The 18452-nt window shown below is 62.1% G+C and carries 14 protein-coding genes; 8 read left to right on the top strand and 6 right to left on the bottom strand.

Annotated elements, in window-relative coordinates; all coding sequences use genetic code 11:
* Window positions 1–66 precede the first annotated feature (66 nt).
* The 3 genes from M5C56_RS08885 to M5C56_RS08875 all read left to right on the top strand — a co-directional run bounded on the left by M5C56_RS08885 (window position 67) and on the right by M5C56_RS08875 (window position 5089).
* Entirely contained in the window at window positions 67–1590 is a 1524-nt protein-coding gene (locus tag M5C56_RS08885; protein ID WP_103496135.1) for a CoA-acylating methylmalonate-semialdehyde dehydrogenase, read from the top strand.
* 14 nt (window positions 1591–1604) lie between these two features.
* The gene (gene mmsB / locus M5C56_RS08880) at window positions 1605–2489 is read left to right on the top strand and encodes a 3-hydroxyisobutyrate dehydrogenase (protein ID WP_103496136.1); all 885 of its coding nucleotides are present in this window, start codon (window positions 1605–1607) and stop codon (window positions 2487–2489) included.
* 236 nt (window positions 2490–2725) lie between these two features.
* Window positions 2726–5089 (top strand): DNA polymerase II, encoded by a 2364-nt coding sequence (locus tag M5C56_RS08875; protein WP_103496168.1) that lies wholly within the window; start codon window positions 2726–2728, stop codon window positions 5087–5089.
* Between the two features lie 9 nt (window positions 5090–5098).
* Here M5C56_RS08875 and M5C56_RS08870 read toward each other — a convergent pair whose 3' ends face one another.
* Window positions 5099–6721: a methyl-accepting chemotaxis protein gene (locus M5C56_RS08870; protein ID WP_247263102.1), complete on the bottom strand. Its 1623-nt coding sequence runs from the start codon at window positions 6719–6721 to the stop codon at window positions 5099–5101.
* Between the two features lie 619 nt (window positions 6722–7340).
* Between M5C56_RS08870 and M5C56_RS08865 the strand changes: the two genes are divergently transcribed.
* Window positions 7341–8819 carry an NCS1 family nucleobase:cation symporter-1 gene (locus M5C56_RS08865; protein WP_103496137.1) on the top strand — a complete coding sequence of 493 codons (1479 nt, stop codon included), beginning with the start codon at window positions 7341–7343 and terminating at the stop codon, window positions 8817–8819.
* A gap of 68 nt (window positions 8820–8887) precedes the next feature.
* Here M5C56_RS08865 and M5C56_RS08860 read toward each other — a convergent pair whose 3' ends face one another.
* Both M5C56_RS08860 and M5C56_RS08855 read right to left on the bottom strand, forming a co-directional pair.
* Window positions 8888–9235, bottom strand: a complete 348-nt coding sequence (locus tag M5C56_RS08860; protein WP_103496138.1) for a cupin domain-containing protein — start codon at window positions 9233–9235, stop codon at window positions 8888–8890.
* Between the two features lie 39 nt (window positions 9236–9274).
* Window positions 9275–10207, bottom strand: coding sequence for a LysR family transcriptional regulator (locus tag M5C56_RS08855; RefSeq protein ID WP_103496139.1), 933 nt, complete (start codon window positions 10205–10207; stop codon window positions 9275–9277).
* Window positions 10208–10287: 80 nt separating this feature from the next.
* On the opposite strand from M5C56_RS08855, the gene M5C56_RS08850 reads away from it, so the two are divergent.
* Window positions 10288–11055, top strand: coding sequence for a sulfite exporter TauE/SafE family protein (locus M5C56_RS08850; RefSeq protein ID WP_103496140.1), 768 nt, complete (start codon window positions 10288–10290; stop codon window positions 11053–11055).
* A gap of 144 nt (window positions 11056–11199) precedes the next feature.
* Here M5C56_RS08850 and M5C56_RS08845 read toward each other — a convergent pair whose 3' ends face one another.
* A complete protein-coding gene (locus M5C56_RS08845) occupies window positions 11200–11628 on the bottom strand; it encodes a hypothetical protein (RefSeq protein WP_103496141.1) in 429 nt (142 codons plus the stop codon).
* 488 nt (window positions 11629–12116) lie between these two features.
* Here M5C56_RS08845 and M5C56_RS08840 point away from each other — a divergent pair, with 488 nt between their 5' ends.
* The 3 genes from M5C56_RS08840 (at window position 12117) to M5C56_RS08830 (ending at window position 14628) form a co-directional block, all read left to right on the top strand.
* Window positions 12117–13013, top strand: coding sequence for a LysR family transcriptional regulator (locus M5C56_RS08840; protein ID WP_103496142.1), 897 nt, complete (start codon window positions 12117–12119; stop codon window positions 13011–13013).
* Window positions 13014–13155: 142 nt separating this feature from the next.
* The gene (locus M5C56_RS08835; RefSeq protein WP_103496143.1) at window positions 13156–14049 is read left to right on the top strand and encodes an NAD-dependent epimerase/dehydratase family protein; all 894 of its coding nucleotides are present in this window, start codon (window positions 13156–13158) and stop codon (window positions 14047–14049) included.
* Window positions 14050–14259: 210 nt separating this feature from the next.
* Window positions 14260–14628: a glyoxalase superfamily protein gene (locus M5C56_RS08830; protein ID WP_103496144.1), complete on the top strand. Its 369-nt coding sequence runs from the start codon at window positions 14260–14262 to the stop codon at window positions 14626–14628.
* A gap of 156 nt (window positions 14629–14784) precedes the next feature.
* On the opposite strand, the gene M5C56_RS08825 is transcribed toward M5C56_RS08830, so the two are convergent.
* Both M5C56_RS08825 and M5C56_RS08820 read right to left on the bottom strand, forming a co-directional pair.
* A complete protein-coding gene (locus M5C56_RS08825) occupies window positions 14785–16707 on the bottom strand; it encodes a methyl-accepting chemotaxis protein (RefSeq protein ID WP_103496145.1) in 1923 nt (640 codons plus the stop codon).
* Window positions 16708–16969: 262 nt separating this feature from the next.
* A complete protein-coding gene (locus M5C56_RS08820; RefSeq protein WP_103496146.1) occupies window positions 16970–18436 on the bottom strand; it encodes a phospholipid carrier-dependent glycosyltransferase in 1467 nt (488 codons plus the stop codon).
* Window positions 18437–18452: the final 16 nt, after the last annotated feature.

Here is an 18452-nt window from a genome sequence, read left to right as displayed (position 1 = left end):
GTCACCATGCTCGGGCGCTGCCTCGCCCGCCTCGGATTCGGCCCCACAATAATTCAGGAGACTTCAATGAACGTTTCTCTCAAGCCCGACACCACTCTCAAGACCGCCAAGCTGCTGATCAATGGTGAGTGGGTCGAATCCCAGACCAGTGAATGGCACGACATCGTCAATCCGGCGACCCAGGAAGTACTGGCCAAAGTCCCGTTCGCCACCGCCGCTGAAGTCAACGCCGCCATCGACGCCGCGCACCGCGCCTTCCAGACCTGGAAGCTGACCCCCATCGGCGCGCGCATGCGCATCATGCTCAAGCTGCAGGCGCTGATCCGCGAACACTCCAAGCGCATCGCCGTGGTCCTCAGCGCCGAGCAGGGCAAGACCATTGCCGACGCCGAAGGCGATATCTTCCGTGGCCTGGAAGTGGTGGAACACGCTTGCTCCATCGGCACCCTGCAGATGGGTGAGTTCGCCGAGAACGTCGCCGGCGGTGTCGACACCTACACCCTGCGCCAGCCCATCGGTGTCTGCGCCGGGATTACCCCTTTCAACTTCCCGGCGATGATTCCGCTGTGGATGTTCCCGATGGCGATTGCCTGCGGCAACACCTTCGTCCTCAAACCGTCCGAGCAGGACCCGCTGTCGACGCTGCTGCTGGTGGAACTGGCGTTGGAAGCCGGTGTACCGCCAGGCGTGCTCAACGTGGTGCATGGCGGCAAGGAAGTGGTGGATGCGCTGTGCACCCACAAGGACATCAAGGCTGTTTCCTTCGTCGGTTCGACTGCCGTCGGCACCCATGTCTACGACCTCGCCGGCCGCCACGGCAAGCGCGTGCAGTCGATGATGGGCGCGAAGAACCATGCGGTGGTGCTGCCCGATGCCAACCGTGAACAAACCCTCAATGCCCTGGTCGGTGCCGGTTTCGGCGCGGCTGGCCAGCGCTGCATGGCGACTTCGGTGGTGGTGCTGGTGGGCGCGGCGAAACAATGGTTGCCGGACCTCAAGGCCCTGGCGCTGAAACTCAAGGTCAATGCCGGCAGCGAGGCGGGCACCGATGTCGGTCCGCTGATTTCCAAGCGCGCGAAAGAGCGTGTGCTGAGCCTGATCGAAAGCGGTATCAAGGAAGGCGCCAAGCTGGAGCTGGACGGTCGCGATATCCAGGTGCCGGGCTTCGAGCAGGGTAACTTTGTCGGCCCGACCCTGTTCTCCGGGGTGACCACCGATATGCAGATCTACACCCAGGAAATCTTCGGCCCGGTGCTGGTGGTGCTGGAAGTCGACACCCTTGACGAGGCGATCGCCCTGGTCAACGCCAACCCGTTCGGCAATGGCACTGGCCTGTTTACCCAGAGCGGCGCCTCGGCGCGCAAGTTCCAGAGCGAAATCGACGTCGGCCAGGTCGGCATCAATATCCCGATTCCGGTGCCGGTACCCTTCTTCAGCTTCACCGGTTCGCGCGGTTCCAAGCTCGGTGACCTCGGTCCGTACGGCAAGCAGGTGGTGCAGTTCTACACTCAGACCAAGACGGTCACCAGTCGCTGGTTCGACGATGACAGTGTCAACCATGGTGTGAACACCACCATCAATCTGCGCTGAGCGAGGAATCTGTCATGAAGATTGCATTTATCGGCTTGGGCAATATGGGCGCGCCGATGGCGCGCAACCTGATCAAGGCCGGGCACAGCCTGAATCTGTTCGACTTGAACAAGACTGTGCTGGAAGAGTTGGCAGCCCTTGGCGGGACCATCAGCGCATCGCCGAAAGCCGCGGCCCAGGGCAGTGAGCTGGTGATCACCATGCTGCCGGCGGCGGCCCATGTGCGTAGCGTCTGGTTGGGTGAGGACGGTGTGCTGGCCGGTATCGGTCGGGGCGTGCCGGCGGTGGATTGCAGCACCATCGATCCGCAGACCGCCAAGGATGTTGCGGCGGCAGCGGCCAGGCAGGGCGTGGCGATGGGCGATGCGCCGGTGTCCGGTGGGACCGGCGGTGCGGCGGCCGGGACCCTGACCTTTATGGTCGGGGCTTCCCAGGAGCTGTTCACCACCCTGCAACCGGTGCTGGCGCAGATGGGCCGCAATATCGTCCATTGCGGCGAAGTGGGCACCGGGCAGATCGCCAAGATCTGCAACAACCTGCTGCTGGGCATTTCCATGGTCGGGGTCAGTGAAGCCATGGCCCTCGGCGCGGCGCTGGGGATCGACACCCAGGTGCTGGCCGGGGTGATCAACAGTTCCACCGGACGTTGCTGGAGTTCGGAGACCTATAACCCCTGGCCGGGGATCGTCGATACGGCGCCGGCATCGCGGGGGTATACCGGTGGTTTCGGGGCCGAGTTGATGTTGAAGGATCTGGGGCTGGCGACGGAAGCGGCGCGTCAGGCGCATCAGCCAGTGGTGCTGGGCGCGGTGGCGCAGCAGCTTTACCAGACGATGAGTTTGCGTGGGGAAGGGGGGTTGGATTTCTCGGCGATCGTCAATTCCTATCGCAAACCCTAGGTGTGTGAGGGGCTCCTGCGGCCTTCCGGTAAACGCCGCCTCAGGGCATGACACGAACCTGTAGGAGCGTGGCTTGCCCGCGAAGGGGCCCTTGAAGGCGCCAAAAGCTTCGCGGGCAAGCCCTGCTCCTACAGGTCTTCAGTGTTCTTGAGGGCTTGGGCAGGGCCGGATCCGCACACCTGTCCGTCCATGACGCGTAGAATCATCTCCCTGAAAATGCTTTCGAGGTGCGGGTGGTGGATCTACAGCAGGGTTTTGTCCTGACCCGGCATTGGCGCGACACCCCCACGGGCACGCAGGTCGAGTTCTGGCTGGCCACCGACAACGGTCCCCGGCATGTCCGGCTACCGCCGCAACCCTCCGTCGCTTTCATTCCCGTCGCCCATCGCCAACGTGCCGAAGCCTTGCTGCGTGGTGAGCGTGGAGTCGAGTTGCGTCCCCTGGAACTGCTCGACTTCCACCATCGTCCCATCCTCGGCCTGTATTGCCAGCAACATCGGCAACTGATGAATATCGAGAAGCTGCTGCGCAAGGGCGGCGTCGATGTCTATGAAGCCGATATCCGTCCGCCCGAGCGCTTCCTGATGGAGCGCTTTATCACCGCGCCGGTCCAGTTCGGCGGCACCGCCAACGTTGACGGCCCGCTGCTCGATACCCAGATGAAACCGGCGCCGGGCTATCGCCCGCGCCTGAAGCTGGTATCCCTGGATATTGAAACCACCATGCAGGGCGAACTGTATTCCATCGCCCTGGAAGGCTGCGGCGAGCGTCAGGTGTACATGTTGGGACCGGCCAACGGCGATGCCACCCAGGTCGATTTCAAGTTCGACTACCGCGACACCCGCGCCGGCTTGCTCGAAGCCCTGAACGACTGGCTGGCCCTCCATGACCCGGACGCGATCATCGGCTGGAACCTGGTGCAGTTCGACCTGCGCGTCCTGCACGAGCACGCTGAACGCCTGAAGGTGCCGCTGCGCCTGGGACGTGGCGGCGACGTCATGGGCTGGCGCGACAACGGCGCGCGCAACACCCATTATTTTGCCGCCGCCGCCGGCCGCTTGATCATCGACGGCATAGAGGCCCTGCGCTCGGCCACCTGGAGCTTTCCTTCCTTCAGCCTCGAATATGTGGCGCAGCACTTGCTGGGCGAGGGCAAGTCCATCGACAACCCGTACCAGCGCATGGACGAGATCGACCGCATGTTCGCCGAGGACAAGCCCGCCCTGGCGCGCTACAACCTCAAGGACTGCGAGCTGGTGACGCGGATCTTCGACAAGACCCAGTTGCTGACCTTCCTGCTGGAGCGCGCCACGGTCACCGGTTTGCCCACCGACCGCAGCGGCGGCTCCGTGGCGGCGTTCACCCACCTCTACCTGCCGTTGATGCATCGCCAGGGCTTTGTCGCGCCGAACCTGGGGGAGCGCACCCCCGAAGCCAGCCCCGGCGGTTTTGTCATGGACTCACGGCCTGGCTTATACGAATCAGTATTGGTGCTCGATTACAAAAGCCTCTATCCGTCGATCATCCGCACCTTCCTGATCGACCCGGTGGGGCTGGTGGAAGGCCTGCGCCATCCCGACGACAGTGACTCGGTTCCCGGCTTTCGCGGCGCGCGTTTCTCCCGTACGCGGCATTGCCTGCCGGCCATTGTCGAGAGTGTCTGGCAGGGCCGGGAGACGGCCAAGCGCGAACACAATGCGCCGCTGTCCCAGGCGCTGAAAATCATTATGAACGCCTTCTACGGCGTGCTCGGTTCCAGCGGCTGCCGCTTCTTCGATACGCGCCTGGCGTCGTCCATCACCCTGCGCGGTCACGAGATCATGCGGCGCACCCGCGAGCTGATCGAAGCTCAGGGTTACGCGGTGATCTATGGCGACACCGACTCTACCTTCGTCTGGCTCAAGCGAGCCCACAGCGAGGAGGACGCCGCACGGATCGGCCGCAACCTGGTAGCCCAGGTCAACCAATGGTGGCGCGAACACCTGCAACAGGAGCTCGGGCTGGACAGCGCCCTGGAGCTGCAATTCGAAACCCACTTCAGCCGCTTCCTGATGCCGACCATTCGCGGTGCCGAGGAGGGCAGCAAGAAACGTTATGCCGGGTTGGTAACCCGTGCCGACGGTACCCAGGAGATGATCTACAAAGGCCTGGAAACCGTGCGCAGCGACTGGTCGCCGCTGGCCCAGGACTTCCAGCAGGAGCTGTACCGGCGGATCTTCGACCGCGTGCCGTATCAGGATTATGTGCGCGACTATGTGCGCCGGACTCTGGCGGGCGAACTGGACGACCGGCTGGTCTATCGCAAGCGCCTGCGCCGCCAGTTGGGCGACTACCAGCGCAATGTGCCGCCCCATGTGCGGGCGGCACGCCTGGCCGATGAGTACAACGATGCCCAGGGCCGGCCCCGGCAGTACCAGAACGGTGGCTGGATCAGCTACGTAATCACTTTGGCCGGCCCCGAGCCGCTGGAGATACGCCGCGCGCCGATCGACTACGACCACTACATCACCCGGCAGCTACAGCCGGTGGCGGATGCGATCCTGCCCTTTGTCCAGGACGATTTCAGCACCCTGATCGGCGGGCAGTTGGGGCTGTTCTAAGCGTCAACCTCAGAGACTGAAGCGTGCCACCAAGCGATGCATATCGGCCGCCAGTCGCGACAGTTCGGTACTCGCCACCGAGGTCTGCTGGGCGCCGGTGGCGCTGTGCACGGACAGATCGCGAATGCTCGTCAGGTTGCGGTCCACGGTGCGTGCCACTTCAGCCTGCTCCTCGGAGCCGGCGGCGATGCGCAGGTTCATCTCGTTGATCTGGTTGATCGCCGTGGAGATTTCCGTCAGCGCGGCGCCCGCTTCGTGGGCGATGCGCAGGGTGTCCTGGGCTTCCTGGCAACTGTCCTGCATGGCGCCGGTGACCTGCTCGGTGCCCTGGCGAATGCGCTCGATGATCTGCGAGATTTCCCCGGTCGACTGTTGGGTGCGCCCGGCCAGCGCGCGCACCTCGTCGGCCACCACCGCAAAGCCACGGCCCTGCTCGCCGGCCCGGGCGGCCTCGATGGCGGCGTTGAGGGCCAGCAGGTTGGTCTGCTCGGCGATGGTGCGGATCACTTCCAGAACCTGGCTGATGTCTTGGGACTGCGCCGCCAGTTGCTGGACGTCACCGCTGGTGCTTTGCACGGTGGCGCTGAGTTTTTCGATGGCGGCGACAGTGTGCATCACCCGGTCCGAGCCGACATTGCTCGACTGGCCGGATGAGCGCGCCGCGTCCGAGGCCGTAGCGGCATTGCGGGCCACGGCGTCGACGGCGACGGTCATCTGGTTCACCGCCGTGGCGGCCTGTTCGATTTCCTGGTTCTGGCGTTGCAGGCCGCGACTGGATTCGCCGGTGACGCTGCTCATCTGTTCGGCGGCCGACGCCAGTTGCGTGGACGAATCGCCGATCAGGCGGATGGTTTCGCGCAGGTTGTCCTGCATGGTCCTGGCCGATTTCAGCAAGGTCGAGAACTCATCCTGGCCCTCGATCACGATCTCGCTGCGCAGGTCGCCACGGGCAATGGTGTCGTTGATCGTCAGCGCGTATTTCAGTGGCTCGACGATGCTGCGGGTGAAGAAAAACGCCAGGGCCAGCGTGGCGAGGGCGGCGACGATGATCAGCGCGACAATGACGTTGAAGCTGTTGTGGTAGGTCTGGTCGGAGTCCCGACCGGACTGCCTGGCGCCGTCGATATTCAACTGCACCAACTGGTCGATCGCTTGCTGCATCTGTTTGTTCAGGGGGATCTGCTCGTCGAGCAGGGCGGCGGCTTCGGCGTACTGGCCTTTCTGGCTGAAGTCGATGCAGCTGTCGGCCAAGCGCGTCAGGCGCTGGATACCGTCGCTGACCACCTTGAACAGTTGGCGTTCCTGGTCGCTGCTGATGTAGGCGCTGTAACTCTGCAGTTGAGTGAGCAGATCGGCGCGCAGGGTGCGGATGTTCTGCACGGTAGCGTCATGGTTGGGGGAGTTGGTCTGGGCGATCAGTCGACGGCTTTCCAGCAGCAGCTTCAGGCCCGTGGCATTGACCCGGTCGGCGGCGATAACGCCCGACATGGAGTGCTCTTCCAGTTGCGCGGCCAGACCACGGATCGACTTCATGTTCGACAGGGAGAACAAGCCGAGGATGACCAGCAGCAAGGTGATGGCAGCGAAGCTCAGGGCGGAGCGCACAGGGATCTTGAGGTTCCTCAACAGCATGACGAACGGCTCCTGGATAGGGTCGATGAGGGAAGGGGGCTGGAAGCGGGGTGAGTTCTTTCCGAATGTCGCGATACTGGCATAGTAATGTTACCGCCCACAGAACGTGATGATTGAATTAACTAATCAGGCTGATAGCTTTCGGGTCGGGGGAGTGGCCCGGTGCCGGAAGCAGGCTCCAGCAGGCTCCAGCAGGCTCCAGCAGGCTCCAGCAGGCACCAGATTGGCGCAACGGTTGCACCGGACTCGCGCCTGGGCGCTATCAAACGGCGACACCCGTATCGTCCAAATACTCTTCAGCAGGATTTCGAACCCAAAAAGGGATCGGAAAGCCCGTGCCCGAAAAATAAGCGTCTACGCTGATCGAACACTTCAATGAACAATTTTATTCATTGGATGTATCCATTTTAAAGACTTCAGTCGCACCAATCGGAACGTCCCCAAGCAGCAAGGCCCCTTCAAGTTCAGATCTTCGAGCGTTCATCAGACGGCTCATGATTTTTCTGGCGCGTATTTTGCTGATACGTGTTTATCAGGCTTGCGGTTGTGGCCAATCTTGCATGCATCTGTATTCAAAATAATGCCAATCAGAATGCGAAAAATCATGGGAGTCACCCCGATGTCTATCGATGCAAATCAGGTCCCGGTGGTCGTCATCACCGGCGCGCACGCCCAGCTCTACAACCAGGACCTGGCGCCCACGGCGCCGGAGGGGCGAACCTGGGGGACGTTCAGCCTGTTCTCGATGTGGATGTCCGACGTTCACTCGGTCGGCGGTTATACCTTTGCCGCCAGCCTGTTCTTTCTAGGGCTGACGGGCTGGCAGGTGCTGCTCTCGATGATCGTCGGGATCACCATCGTCTACTTCCTGATGAACCTGATCGGCAGGCCGTCGCAAAAGTACGGCATTCCGTTTCCGGTGGTCGCGCGCATGTCTTTCGGCGTCCGCGGCGCCAATCTCGCCGCGGTCGTGCGGGGAATCGTCGGTATCGTCTGGTATGGGGTACAGACCTATTTCGCCTCCAAGGCGGTGCAGGTGCTGGTGATCGCGATGCTGCCCTCGGCGGCGGAGTTCACCCATAACAGCCTGCTGGGGCTGTCCACGCTGGGCTGGATCAGCTTCGCCTTCATGTGGTTTTTCCAGCTGGTGATCTTCCTGGCCGGGATGGAAACGATCCGCAAATTTATCGATTTCTGCGGCCCGGTGGTCTACGTGGTGATGTTCGCGCTGGCCGGCTGGATGATCTCCAAGACCGGCCTGGACAGCTTCTCGATGCAGTTCTCCGACAAGCACTTCACGGGCCTGGAGTCGATCGGCCTGATGGCCAGTGCCGCGATGCTGATCGTCGCCTACTTCGCCGCGCTGCTGCTGAACTTCGGCGACTTTTCCCGTTTCGCCAAGAGCGAAGCGGTGATGAAAAACGGCAACTTCTGGGGCCTGCCGGTGAACTTCATCGTTTTTGCGATCATCACGGTGATTGTCACGGGCGGTTCGATGAAGGTCTTCGGCGAGGCGATCATGGACCCGGTGCTGATTGTCGAGAAAATCAATAACCCCCTGGTGTCGATCATCGGCGCGCTCACCTTTATCGTCGCCACCATGGGCATCAATATCGTGGCGAACTTTGTCTCGCCGGCCTATGACATCGCCAATCTGGCGCCGCAGAAAATCAACTTCAAGCTGGGCGGCTTGATCACTTCGATCCTGTCGGTGCTGGTCTGCCCATGGCTGTTTGTCTCGAGTCCCCAGGCGATCACGATATTCGTCAGTATCTTCGGTGCCGTGCTGGGGCCGATGTTCGGCATCATGGTCGCCGACTACTATCGGGTGAAGCGCCAGGTCATCAAGCTGGAGGATTTGTACACGCTGTCGCCCGAGGGTTCGCTGTATTTCGAGAGCGGCTGGAACAGCAAGGCCCTGTTCGCGCTGATCGTTTCGGGAAGCCTATCGATCGGCCTGGCGCTGCTGGGCGCATTCGGCTTGATTTTCAATGTCGGTGACTGGGGATGGCTGATCGGTGCCGGCAGCGGGGCGATCGTTTATGTGCTGGCCAATCGTAGGGCGGCGGCTGTTTCAGCGCTCGGCGAAACAGTCTAGAGGGGCTGGGTGAAACGACGGGCAGGGTTATCCGTCGTTTCACCCGCGGCCTGTTCCGGCTGGCGGAATCAGGCGAAGACGAAATACTTGCGCACGGTTTCCACGACTTCCCAGGTGCCTTTCATCCCGGGCTCGATCACGAAGATATCGCCGGCGCGCAGGTGGATCGGCGCCAGGCCGTCCGGGGTGATGATGCAGTAACCTTCCTGGAAGTGGCAGTACTCCCACTTCAGGTACTCGACCCGCCATTTGCCCGGGGTGCAGATCCAGGTGCCCATGATCTTGCTGCCGTCTTCGCTGGTGTAGGCGTTGAGGTTGACGGTGTGCGGGTCGCCCGCCAGTTTTTCCCATTTGCAGGCATCGAGGACCGGCAACGGGTGGGTGTCGCGCAGAACGGTGATCGGTGGATTGGACATGCTGGGCTCCGGGCGCAGGTTCTTGAGGAAGCCTGCACCCTAGCGGTCGTCGGCACCGGGCAGTTGTCCAGGTTCGACATCGACCTGCCCATGAGCGCATAACGCATCGAGCAAGGCGCGGGCGTAACCCGGCAGGTGTTCGAACGAGCGGGCGCACAGCAGCAGCTTGCGTCGGGCCCAGGGCTCGGGCAACGGGCGGCTGACAAAGGCCGTCGCACCCGGCCAACGATCCAGGGTTGCCTGGGGCACGATGCCGGGACCCGCACCGCGCGCGACCATGCGCAACACCCCGTCAAAGCCGTCGGCCCGTACCCGCAGTTGCAGGCGCATTCCCAGGTGCAAGGCCTGTTCTTCCAGGTAGGCGGCGAGGGCGCTGCCGGCGGGCAGACCGACCTGTTCGTGGCGCAAGGTATCGCTGAAGCGCAGGTGCGATTGTTCCGCCAAGGCGTGGCCGAGGGGAATCGCCACCACCAGCGGATCATCGCAAAAGGGTCGGGTCTGCAAGTCCCGGGTATCCACCGCGTCGGAGACGATGCCGATCTCCGCCGCGCCCTGGCTGATGGCGTGGACAATTCGCAGGCTGGGCAACTCCTGCAGGTCGAGGTCGATATGCGGGTGGTTGTGCAGAAAGTCCGCGAGCCGTTCCGGCAGGTATTCGCTGATCGCGGCGCTGTTGCCCAGCAGGCGGACCTGGCCTTTCACGCCGTGGGCGTATTCGGCGAGGTCCTGGCGCAGGCGTTCGGCCTGTTGCAGCATCAGCCGGGCATGCTGGGCCAATGCCTTGCCGGCGGGTGTGGGGGTGACGCCACGGCGGCCACGCTGGAAGAACGGCGTACCAAGGGAGGTTTCCAGAGCCCGTATCCGTGCACTGGCGGCCGGCAGCGACAGGTGGCTGCGCGCCGCCCCGGCGGTGATATTGCCGGCGTCGAGGATATTCAGGTACAGCCTAAGGTCGATCAGGTCGAAGTGCATGCTCAGCCTCTCTCTTTGCAAGAGGCTAGCTCAATGCATGACAGATTTTCAAACTCGCCGCCCGGGTCCAGTCTGTCGGCATGAATACATTCCTCGAGTTTTACCAAAGCCTGGGCCTGGCCCTTTCCCTGCTGGTGCTGGGTACCTTTCTGCTGGCGGGCATGGTCAAGGGGGTGATCGGCCTCGGGCTGCCGACGGTTGCCATGGGCCTGCTTGGCCTGGCTATGGCCCCGACGCAGGCTGCGGCGCTGTTGATCATTCCCGCGACCCTGACCAATGTCTGGCAACTGGCGGCGGGTGGGCACCTGTCGACCCTGCTCAAACGGCTCTGGCCGATGTTGCTGGCGATCTTCCTCGGCACCGGCGCCGGCACGTGGTGGCTGGGTGGGGTGGAGGGTGGCCATGGGATGGTGCGGGCATTGGGCGCCGCCTTGCTGTTGTATGCCTTGAGCGGCCTGTTTCTGCCGACGCTACGGGTGGGGTTGCGGACGGAACGCTGGTTGGGTCCGGCCTGTGGGCTGGTCACGGGTATCATCACCTCGGCCACCGGTGTGTTCGTGATTCCCGCCGTGCCTTACCTGCAAGCGCTGGGCTTGAACAAGGACGAGCTGGTGCAGGCGCTGGGCCTGTCGTTCACTGTCTCGACCCTGGCGCTGGCCCTCGGTCTGTTCTGGCGTGGGGCGCTGGGAGAGGGGGCCCTGGGGGCCTCATTGCTGGTGTTGCTCCCCGCGATCCTCGGCATGCTGTTCGGGCAGTGGTTGCGCCAACGTGTCAGCGCCGCGCTGTTCAAACGAGTATTTTTTGTCGGGCTGGGCCTGCTGGGTGGGCATCTGCTGATCGGCGGTTGATGGCTTGAAGTGATCGTGGGGATAGGTCGCGGCCAGAGCCGCGGCGTCTTGTGCCGAATACAGGTTGCTGATCTCGGCCCATGCATACGGATCGGTCTTGAGTGTGCCGTGTTTGAGCGCCGACAGCTTCAGGATGGATTGCATTTATCGCTCTCTCAATTTTCTGAAACTACGCCTCAGTGAGCGCAGCGGCGCTGTGACTCTGAAGCTGTTGGATGCTTGCAGTCTCGTGACCTTCGCTTCGCTGAGCGCTAGTTGTTCGGTCAGCAGGAAGATCTGTCGCTGTCGTGCATTGAGTTCGATATTCAGAAAGTCGAGCGTAGGTGCTGGAATTTCTGTCGGTGCCGAGGGCTGGTTATCGTCATGTTCAAGCAAGGTAGGCAGGTTTTGCCAGAAGCGGTTGAGGGCGCTGAGAGTCGAGGTCTTGCCTTGGGCGATGATCTTCGCGACCCGGTCCCGATAGACGGCCAGCTCCACCTTTGCGGCGCTTAACGACGCCGATGGCCGGGTTTTGCCAAGTCGTGAAGTAAACCATTGCACCGTCAGTTCTTCGGCTGGCGGCAGGGCATGCATCTGCCCCCATCTCGGCCAGTGCCGTGTACTTGCCGGGGCTCAGATCCTCCGTCGAAAACACCGGCACGCCGAATACCAGGGCACTGATGGACAGGTGATGGCTGCGCTCAATTCCAGCAGGGCGGCAATCCGGCCCTGTTGTCGGTGTAATGAGTAGGACTTTTCTCTGAGTTGATGGGGCCATCCCAATTTTTGTAGTGTAATTCTTGTGTGGCTGAGAATAATTGATGATTGGGGTTTCTGAAGTAATGAATTATCCCTGGGGGCAAAACAGTCCTTCTTGAAGAAGAGAGTGGCGGGGAATAGGCTGGTTTGTGTCGGGATATTGGTGTCAATAGGCATTTAAGTGTCGAAGTTAGTTCAGGGAAGTTTATCTGGAGAGCGGCACTGACAATGTAATAATTGTGTTTGGATTAATACATTTCAGACAAAATAACGCAGCCGCTGAATAGGGCGATTGTCGAGCGAGTTTTCCATGAGGAACACAGGTGAAAGCCAGATCCGATGAATTGCAGATCTTTGTGTGTGTCATCGAGTGCGGCTCGATTTCCGCCGCAGCCGAACAGGTTGGCCAGACGCCATCGGCGGTCAGCCGGAGCCTGTCGCGGCTCGAGGCCAAGTTGGAGACCACCTTGATCAACCGCACCACGCGGCGCATGGACCTGACCGAGGAGGGCAAGTTTTTCTTCGAGCGAGCCAAGCAGATCCTGGAGCAGATGGATGAGCTGGAGGAGCGCCTGTCCTTACGTCAGCAGAGGCCGGCCGGGCGCCTGCGGATCAATGCCGCTTCGCCCTTCATGTTGCATGCGGTGGTGCCCTATATCGCGGAGTTTCGCCGCCTGTATCCGGATATCCAGTTGGAGCTCAACAGCAACGACCTGATCATCGACCTGCTGGAGCAAAGTACCGATATCGCCATTCGTATCGGCAACCTGGCGGATTCGACCCTGCACGCGCGTTCCCTGGGCAGCAGCCCGCTGAATATCCTCGCCAGCCCCGCGTATCTGGAAAAGCATGGGCTGCCAGCCAGCGTCAGCGAGTTGTCCGGGCATACATTGCTCGGGTTTACCCAGACCGAAAGCCTGAACCACTGGCCTTTGCGGCATGCCCAGGGTGATCGCTGGCAGATCCAGCCGGGCATCTGCGCGTCCAGCGGCGAGACATTGCGCCAGTTGGCCCTGGAAGGGCAGGGCATTGTCTGCCTGTCGCATTTCATGACCCATCAGGACATCCAGGCCGGGCGCCTGCGGGTGATTCTGCCCGAGGCCAACAGCGGCTATCGCCAACCGATTCACGCGGTGTACTACCGCAACTCGCAGCTGGCGTTACGGATTCAGTGCTTCCTCGATTTCATCCAGGACAAGCTGGCGGGGTATGCCGTGTAGGTGTCGGCATGGGGGGGCGGATCTGATGCTTTCAGATCATTCGTGACGCCTGCGCAAGAGTGAATTGGGTCGCATAGGCTTATTCGGCACGGATAAGTCTTCGATACTGGGTCCATCACTTACCCACGCACGGAGTTTCTCCATGAACGTTTTCATTACCGGCGCCGCCGGTTTTATTGGCGGCTCCATCGCCACTGGCCTGGTCAAGGCCGGTCATCAGGTCACGGGCCTTGTGCGCAGCGCCGAGCAGGCTGAAGAAATGCGGCGCCTGGGCATTACCCCTGTCATCGGTACCCTGGATGACAGCCTATTGCTCGCTGAACAGGCACGCCAGGCCGACGCGGTGATCAACGCCGCCAGCAGCGACCATCGGGGGGCGGTGGAAGCCTTGCTTGGCGCCCTGCGCGGCTCCGACAAGGTGTTCCTGCACACCAGCGGTTCGAGCATTGTCGGTGATGCCTCCGGCGGCCTGGCCAGCGACCACATTTACTATGAAGACCAACTGCCCGAACCGACTGTCGACAAGGCCGCGCGCGTGGCCATCGACAACCTGGTCCTGGGCGCGGCCGCCTTCGGCGTGCGCTCGGCGGTGCTCTGCAACACGCTGATCTACGGCCACAGCCGGGGCGTGAACCGCGACAGCGTACAGTTGCCACGGCTGCTCAAGCAGGCGCGCAAGAGTGGTGTGGTGCGCCATGTCGGCACGGGCCGGAACATCTGGTCCAACGTGCATATCGATGATGTGGTGGCGCTGTATCTGTTGGCACTGACCAAGACCCCTGCGGGCGCCTTCTACTTTGTGGAAAGCGGTGAGGCCGCGTTTATCGAGATGACCTCCGCCATGGCTCGGGCCCTGAACCTGGGCGAGCCGCAGGACTGGCCGCTGGCTGACGCCGAGGCCGAGTGGGGTTATGAAATGGCCAACTATGGCTTGGGTTCCAACAGCCGGGTACGCGGCAAGAAAGCCCGCGAACTGCTGGGCTGGGCACCCAAGCGTACGTCGGTGACCGAGTGGATTCTCAACGAAATGGTGTAACGCAGCCGCGGGTTGATCGTTCCCGGACTTGGGGGGGGCGATCAGCCCGGCCAGGCGCTCTGATCTGTTCGCTTGCCTGTGCGTCCCGGAGGCTTTAAGACGTGGTTTTTGCGAGCCACTTCGCGCTTTTTACGATGATGGCACCTAGCTATTAAAGAATCGGCTTTCGAGGCCGAAGCGCTTTGATCCAGGTAGCCAGGAAGACCCGTCATGAGTTTCGGTAAAACCACTCCCGTCCTGCATATCGATGACGAGGGCAGGGCGTTGGCGTTCTACATCGACTTCCTCGGGTTCTGCGTCGATTGGCAGCACCGTTTCGAACCCGGGTCTCCGTTGTACCTGCAAGTGTCCCGGGGCGATTGTGTGCTGCACCTGAGCGAGCACAAGGGCGACGCCAAGCCCGGGGCGGCGCTGCGTATTGAAACCGACGAGCTGGAAGCGTTCAGGGCGCAGTTGCTGGACCGGGTCGGCGGCGATGCTCCGCCAGAGATTCAGGCCATGCCCTGGGGCAGCCTGGACATGACGCTCCATGATCCGTTCGGCAATCGGCTGGTGTTTACCAACGCGATTTGCGCCTGACGACGTCCAGCCGGGCAGCGGAGCTGGCCGGGACGCCGGACCGCCGCGAAGAGGTCCATGAAGCCGGCAAATGCACGAGGTGGAAGGCAGTGCTGTTTTCTTCGACCTGATTGGCGCCACAGATTCCCTTCCGTGGGCTTGGCGAGACTGGGGTTATCAGACTCGGAAGTGGCTGACCATCGCCTGCAACTGACTACCCAACCGGGCCAGTTCGACGCTGGACGCCGCGGTTTCGTCGCTGGCGGCGGCGGTCTGTTCGGACACGTCACGGACATTGACGATACTGCGGCTGATCTCTTCGGCCACCGCACTCTGCTGCTCGGCTGCCGCGGCGATCTGCTGGTTCATCGACTGGATGTTCGACACCGTGCGGGTGATGTTTTCCAGTGAGGTGCCGGCCTTGCGGGTCAGGGCCACGCTGCTGTCGGTCAGGGTGCGGCTGTTGTTCATCACATTGGCCACTTGCTGGGTGCCGTTCTGCAAGGCGGCCACCAGGCCTTCGATCTCCTCGGTGGACTTCTGGGTGCGCTGGGCCAGGCCACGTACCTCGTCGGCGACCACGGCAAAACCGCGTCCGGCTTCACCGGCCCGTGCTGCCTCGATGGCGGCATTGAGTGCCAGCAGGTTGGTCTGTTCGGCCACGGCCTTGATCACGTCCATGACGGCACCGATCTTGTCGCTTTCCTTCTGCAGCACGCTCATGGCTTCGGTCGAACGCACCACTTCGGTGGCCAGGCGTTCGATCTGGGCAATGGCTTCGCCGACCACCTTGTCCCCTTCACGGGCTTCACCATCCGCGGCCGCGGCGGCCTGGGAGGCCTGTTCGGCATTGCGCGCGACCTCCTGAACGGTGGCGGTCATTTCGTGCATGGCAGTGGCGACCTGGTCGGTTTCGATCTTCTGGCTGTTGACCCCGGCGCTGGTCTGTTCGGTGACCGCCGAGAGTTCCTCGGCGGCGCTGGCGATCTGGGTGACGCCATCGCGGATACCGCTGATCAGGTCACGCAGGGTGCTGCCCATGCGCTGGATGCCTTGTTGCAACACGCCCAACTCGTCACGGCGGGTCACCACCAGGTTGTGGGTCAGGTCGCCGGCGGCAATGCGCTCGACCACGCCGAGGGTCTCGCGAATCGGGCGGGTGATCTGTCGGGTGATGACCACGGCGGCGAGAATCCCCACCAGCAACGCCAGCAGCGTACTGCCCAGTTGGAAGGTACGGGCCTGGGCGCTTTCGCTGTCACGCCGGTCCAGCTGGATCTGATACAGCGCTTCGCTGCGCGTGACGATGTCGGTGCCTTGGTCGGTCATTTCCTTGCGCGCCTGCACGGCGGCGGCGTTGGCGGACTTGTAGGCCTGCAACGCGGTGCGGTAGTTGCCCAGGGCCGTCTCGAGCTGGGTCACGGAGCCTTGTTCGGCGCTGCTGAAGGCTTGCTCCAGGTCCTTGAGCCCGGCGATCGCTTCGCTCAGCTGATTGAAGGCTTTCTGCTCGGTGTCCGGGTTGCTGTTGGCGGCGTAACCGCGCACTTCATAGCGGGTGAGCTGGAACTGTTCCTTGGCCCGGGTGATGGCCTGGAAGCGTTCGAAGCGGCCTTCCTCGCCAGGTTGCATGCGCAGCACCTGATCGTTGATGGCGGTGATCAGCTTGCTGACGGTATCGGCGTTGTCGCCCATGGTCTGGCGTGCGCCGTTACCGGTGCGATAGGCATCGCGCATCTTGTTCAGCGATTGCTGGTATTGCGTGATGAGGTCCGCCTGCTCCTTGAGCAGCTTGAGGTTTTCCGGGCTCTTGAAACTGCCGATCAGCTTCTGCTGTTGATCGATGAACGCTTGCAGGTTGACCTGGACGTTCTGGGCGGCGGTTTCGTCGCCGTTGGTCAGCATGTATTGCAGGCGCGCCACGCGCAGTTTGGTCAGCGAGGCGTTGAGCTGGGTGATGTCGCTCATCCAGTTGCTGCGGTCGATCAGCCCACCCAGGCTGTTCCAGCCGGTCAGGGCCAGGATGGTGGTCAGAAGCAGTACCAAGCCGAAACCCAGGCCAAGTTTCAGGTTGACGCTGATATTGCCAAACCAGCTATTCATCGAATTCCTCCAGGAACGTTGTGTTGCATGCTATCGGGTGGCTGGAAGGTGTTGTTTTTGGAGCCAGCTGAATTTGTTGGTAGAGCTTTTATCGGCGGTAACACAAATAGCTGAACGATATTTTGTCATACAGCATGTTTCTGCGTTGTGAGGACGAGGATAGCTTTGTTTGTCGTTTGCCTGTTCGTGAGGTCGATTTCAGGCAAAAAAAACCGGCGCTCCGAAGGCGCCGGTTCTTTACTGCTCGATCATGCGAGGCAATTTATTGGCCGTAGAAATTATACAGACGCTTGCCGCCGATGGTGATGGTGCTCAGGACCTTGATCGGCGCTGGCGGCGTCGGCACGTTCAACCCCTGGTCGACGATGACCACGTTGTTCGGCGAGGCTGTGAGAAAGGCTGTCAACTCGGCTTCGGTCATCAGCACTTGCTGCTGGCGCTGGGTATAGAACACGGTGGAGGCCAGTCGCTCCTCCGGTTGGAACAGGGCGACCTGTTTGCCGTGAGCCTGCAGTTCGATGACCTGGTCGGTCAGCGGTTTGAAGGAGTTCTTGAGGTCGGAGCGCGACTCCAGCGACGCCACTACCAGGTAGCCGACGACCACCAGTGCCATCAGCCCCATCGCCAGCGGACGGTGAAGTTTCACCAGCTTGGCGCTGAAGGGGGAGGTGGCCGAGCGCCGACGCAGCCATTCGAGAATCACCAGCGAGTATTCGGCGGCGATGATGGCGGCGGCTGGGGCCATGGACATCAGGTAGACCATGCGCTTGCTGGAAGCCAGGGTCAGCAGGGTGAACTGGGCCAGGATCCAGACAGTCGCGAACAACAGGTGACGATTGGCTACCAGGCGCTTGCGCAGGTTCCACAGGCCCAGGTACACCAGCAGGTTCCAGGGCAGGAAGGCTTCCGGCAGCTTGGCCAGGTAGTAGTAGAACGGCTCGTAGTGCCCGGCGGCGGTGAAGGATCCGCTGAAGCGGCCCACGCTGTTGGCCCACAGCACTTCACCGACGGCTTGCATACCGCCGCGCTGGTAGAGCAGCACCAGCCAGATCAGCAGGGGAATCAGCCCTAGCGCGGTGAACAGCGCCGGGCGCAGCCAGTCGCCGAAGCTGAAGCGTCTGTCGATCAGGCTTTGGCTCACCAGGTAGACGAAAATCACGATACCCGGCAGGGCGAGGCCCAGTACGCCCTTGCTCAGGGTCGAGATCACGATGCCCAGGGCGAAGACACACCACGCCGCCAGGGTCGGCTTGCCTTGTGTGCGTTGCTCGGTGGCGCGGAAGAAGGCCAGCAGGGCCAGGGTCACCCCTAGGCTGAGCAGTGCGTCTTCGCCGACCTGGCGTGCGTTGCCCAGGTAGCTGGCCATGGTGGCGAGCATGGCGGCGGCGGTCCAGGCCAGCACGCTCGGACGCCCGATCTTGCGCAGGAATGCAAACAGCGCGAGCACCGTGAACAGGCCGGCGAAGGCCGAGGCCAGGCGCACGGCCAGGGGGCTGCCGCCAAACAGCTGGATGGCGCCGGCATCGAGCCAGAGGCTCAAAGGTGGTTTTTCCAGGAAAGGCTCGCCCAGCAGGTGCGGGGTGACCCAATCCCCGGTCAGGTGCATTTCCATCGCGATCCCGGCTACCCGGGATTCGGTGGAGCCTTGCAGCTCATGGTTACCCAGTCCGAAAAAGAACAGTAGGCCGCTCATCAAGAGCAGGATCAGGAAGGGGCGTGTCATTCGCATAGTGATACCGAATAGA

The sequence above is a fragment of the Pseudomonas sp. MWU13-2862 genome (assembly GCF_023242495.1).
GTDB classification, from domain to species: Bacteria; Pseudomonadota; Gammaproteobacteria; order Pseudomonadales; family Pseudomonadaceae; genus Aquipseudomonas; species Aquipseudomonas gingeri_D.
The sequence above is the reverse complement of the archived record's forward strand: the minus strand, read 5'-3'. Positions and strand labels throughout refer to the sequence as shown.

What these genes read in the sequence shown, in the direction of transcription:
- M5C56_RS08865 (WP_103496137.1), top strand. Translation starts at nt 7,341, where the DNA reads ATGTCTATCGATGCAAATCAGGTCCCGGTGGTCGTCATCACCGGCGCG.
- M5C56_RS08870 (WP_247263102.1), bottom strand. Translation starts at nt 6,721, where the DNA reads ATGCTGTTGAGGAACCTCAAGATCCCTGTGCGCTCCGCCCTGAGCTTC.
- M5C56_RS08860 (WP_103496138.1), bottom strand. Translation starts at nt 9,235, where the DNA reads ATGTCCAATCCACCGATCACCGTTCTGCGCGACACCCACCCGTTGCCG.
- M5C56_RS08830 (WP_103496144.1), top strand. Translation starts at nt 14,260, where the DNA reads ATGAGTTTCGGTAAAACCACTCCCGTCCTGCATATCGATGACGAGGGC.
- M5C56_RS08825 (WP_103496145.1), bottom strand. Translation starts at nt 16,707, where the DNA reads ATGAATAGCTGGTTTGGCAATATCAGCGTCAACCTGAAACTTGGCCTG.
- M5C56_RS08820 (WP_103496146.1), bottom strand. Translation starts at nt 18,436, where the DNA reads ATGCGAATGACACGCCCCTTCCTGATCCTGCTCTTGATGAGCGGCCTA.
- M5C56_RS08885 (WP_103496135.1), top strand. Translation starts at nt 67, where the DNA reads ATGAACGTTTCTCTCAAGCCCGACACCACTCTCAAGACCGCCAAGCTG.
- M5C56_RS08850 (WP_103496140.1), top strand. Translation starts at nt 10,288, where the DNA reads ATGAATACATTCCTCGAGTTTTACCAAAGCCTGGGCCTGGCCCTTTCC.
- M5C56_RS08835 (WP_103496143.1), top strand. Translation starts at nt 13,156, where the DNA reads ATGAACGTTTTCATTACCGGCGCCGCCGGTTTTATTGGCGGCTCCATC.
- mmsB (WP_103496136.1), top strand. Translation starts at nt 1,605, where the DNA reads ATGAAGATTGCATTTATCGGCTTGGGCAATATGGGCGCGCCGATGGCG.
- M5C56_RS08845 (WP_103496141.1), bottom strand. Translation starts at nt 11,628, where the DNA reads ATGCATGCCCTGCCGCCAGCCGAAGAACTGACGGTGCAATGGTTTACT.
- M5C56_RS08855 (WP_103496139.1), bottom strand. Translation starts at nt 10,207, where the DNA reads ATGCACTTCGACCTGATCGACCTTAGGCTGTACCTGAATATCCTCGAC.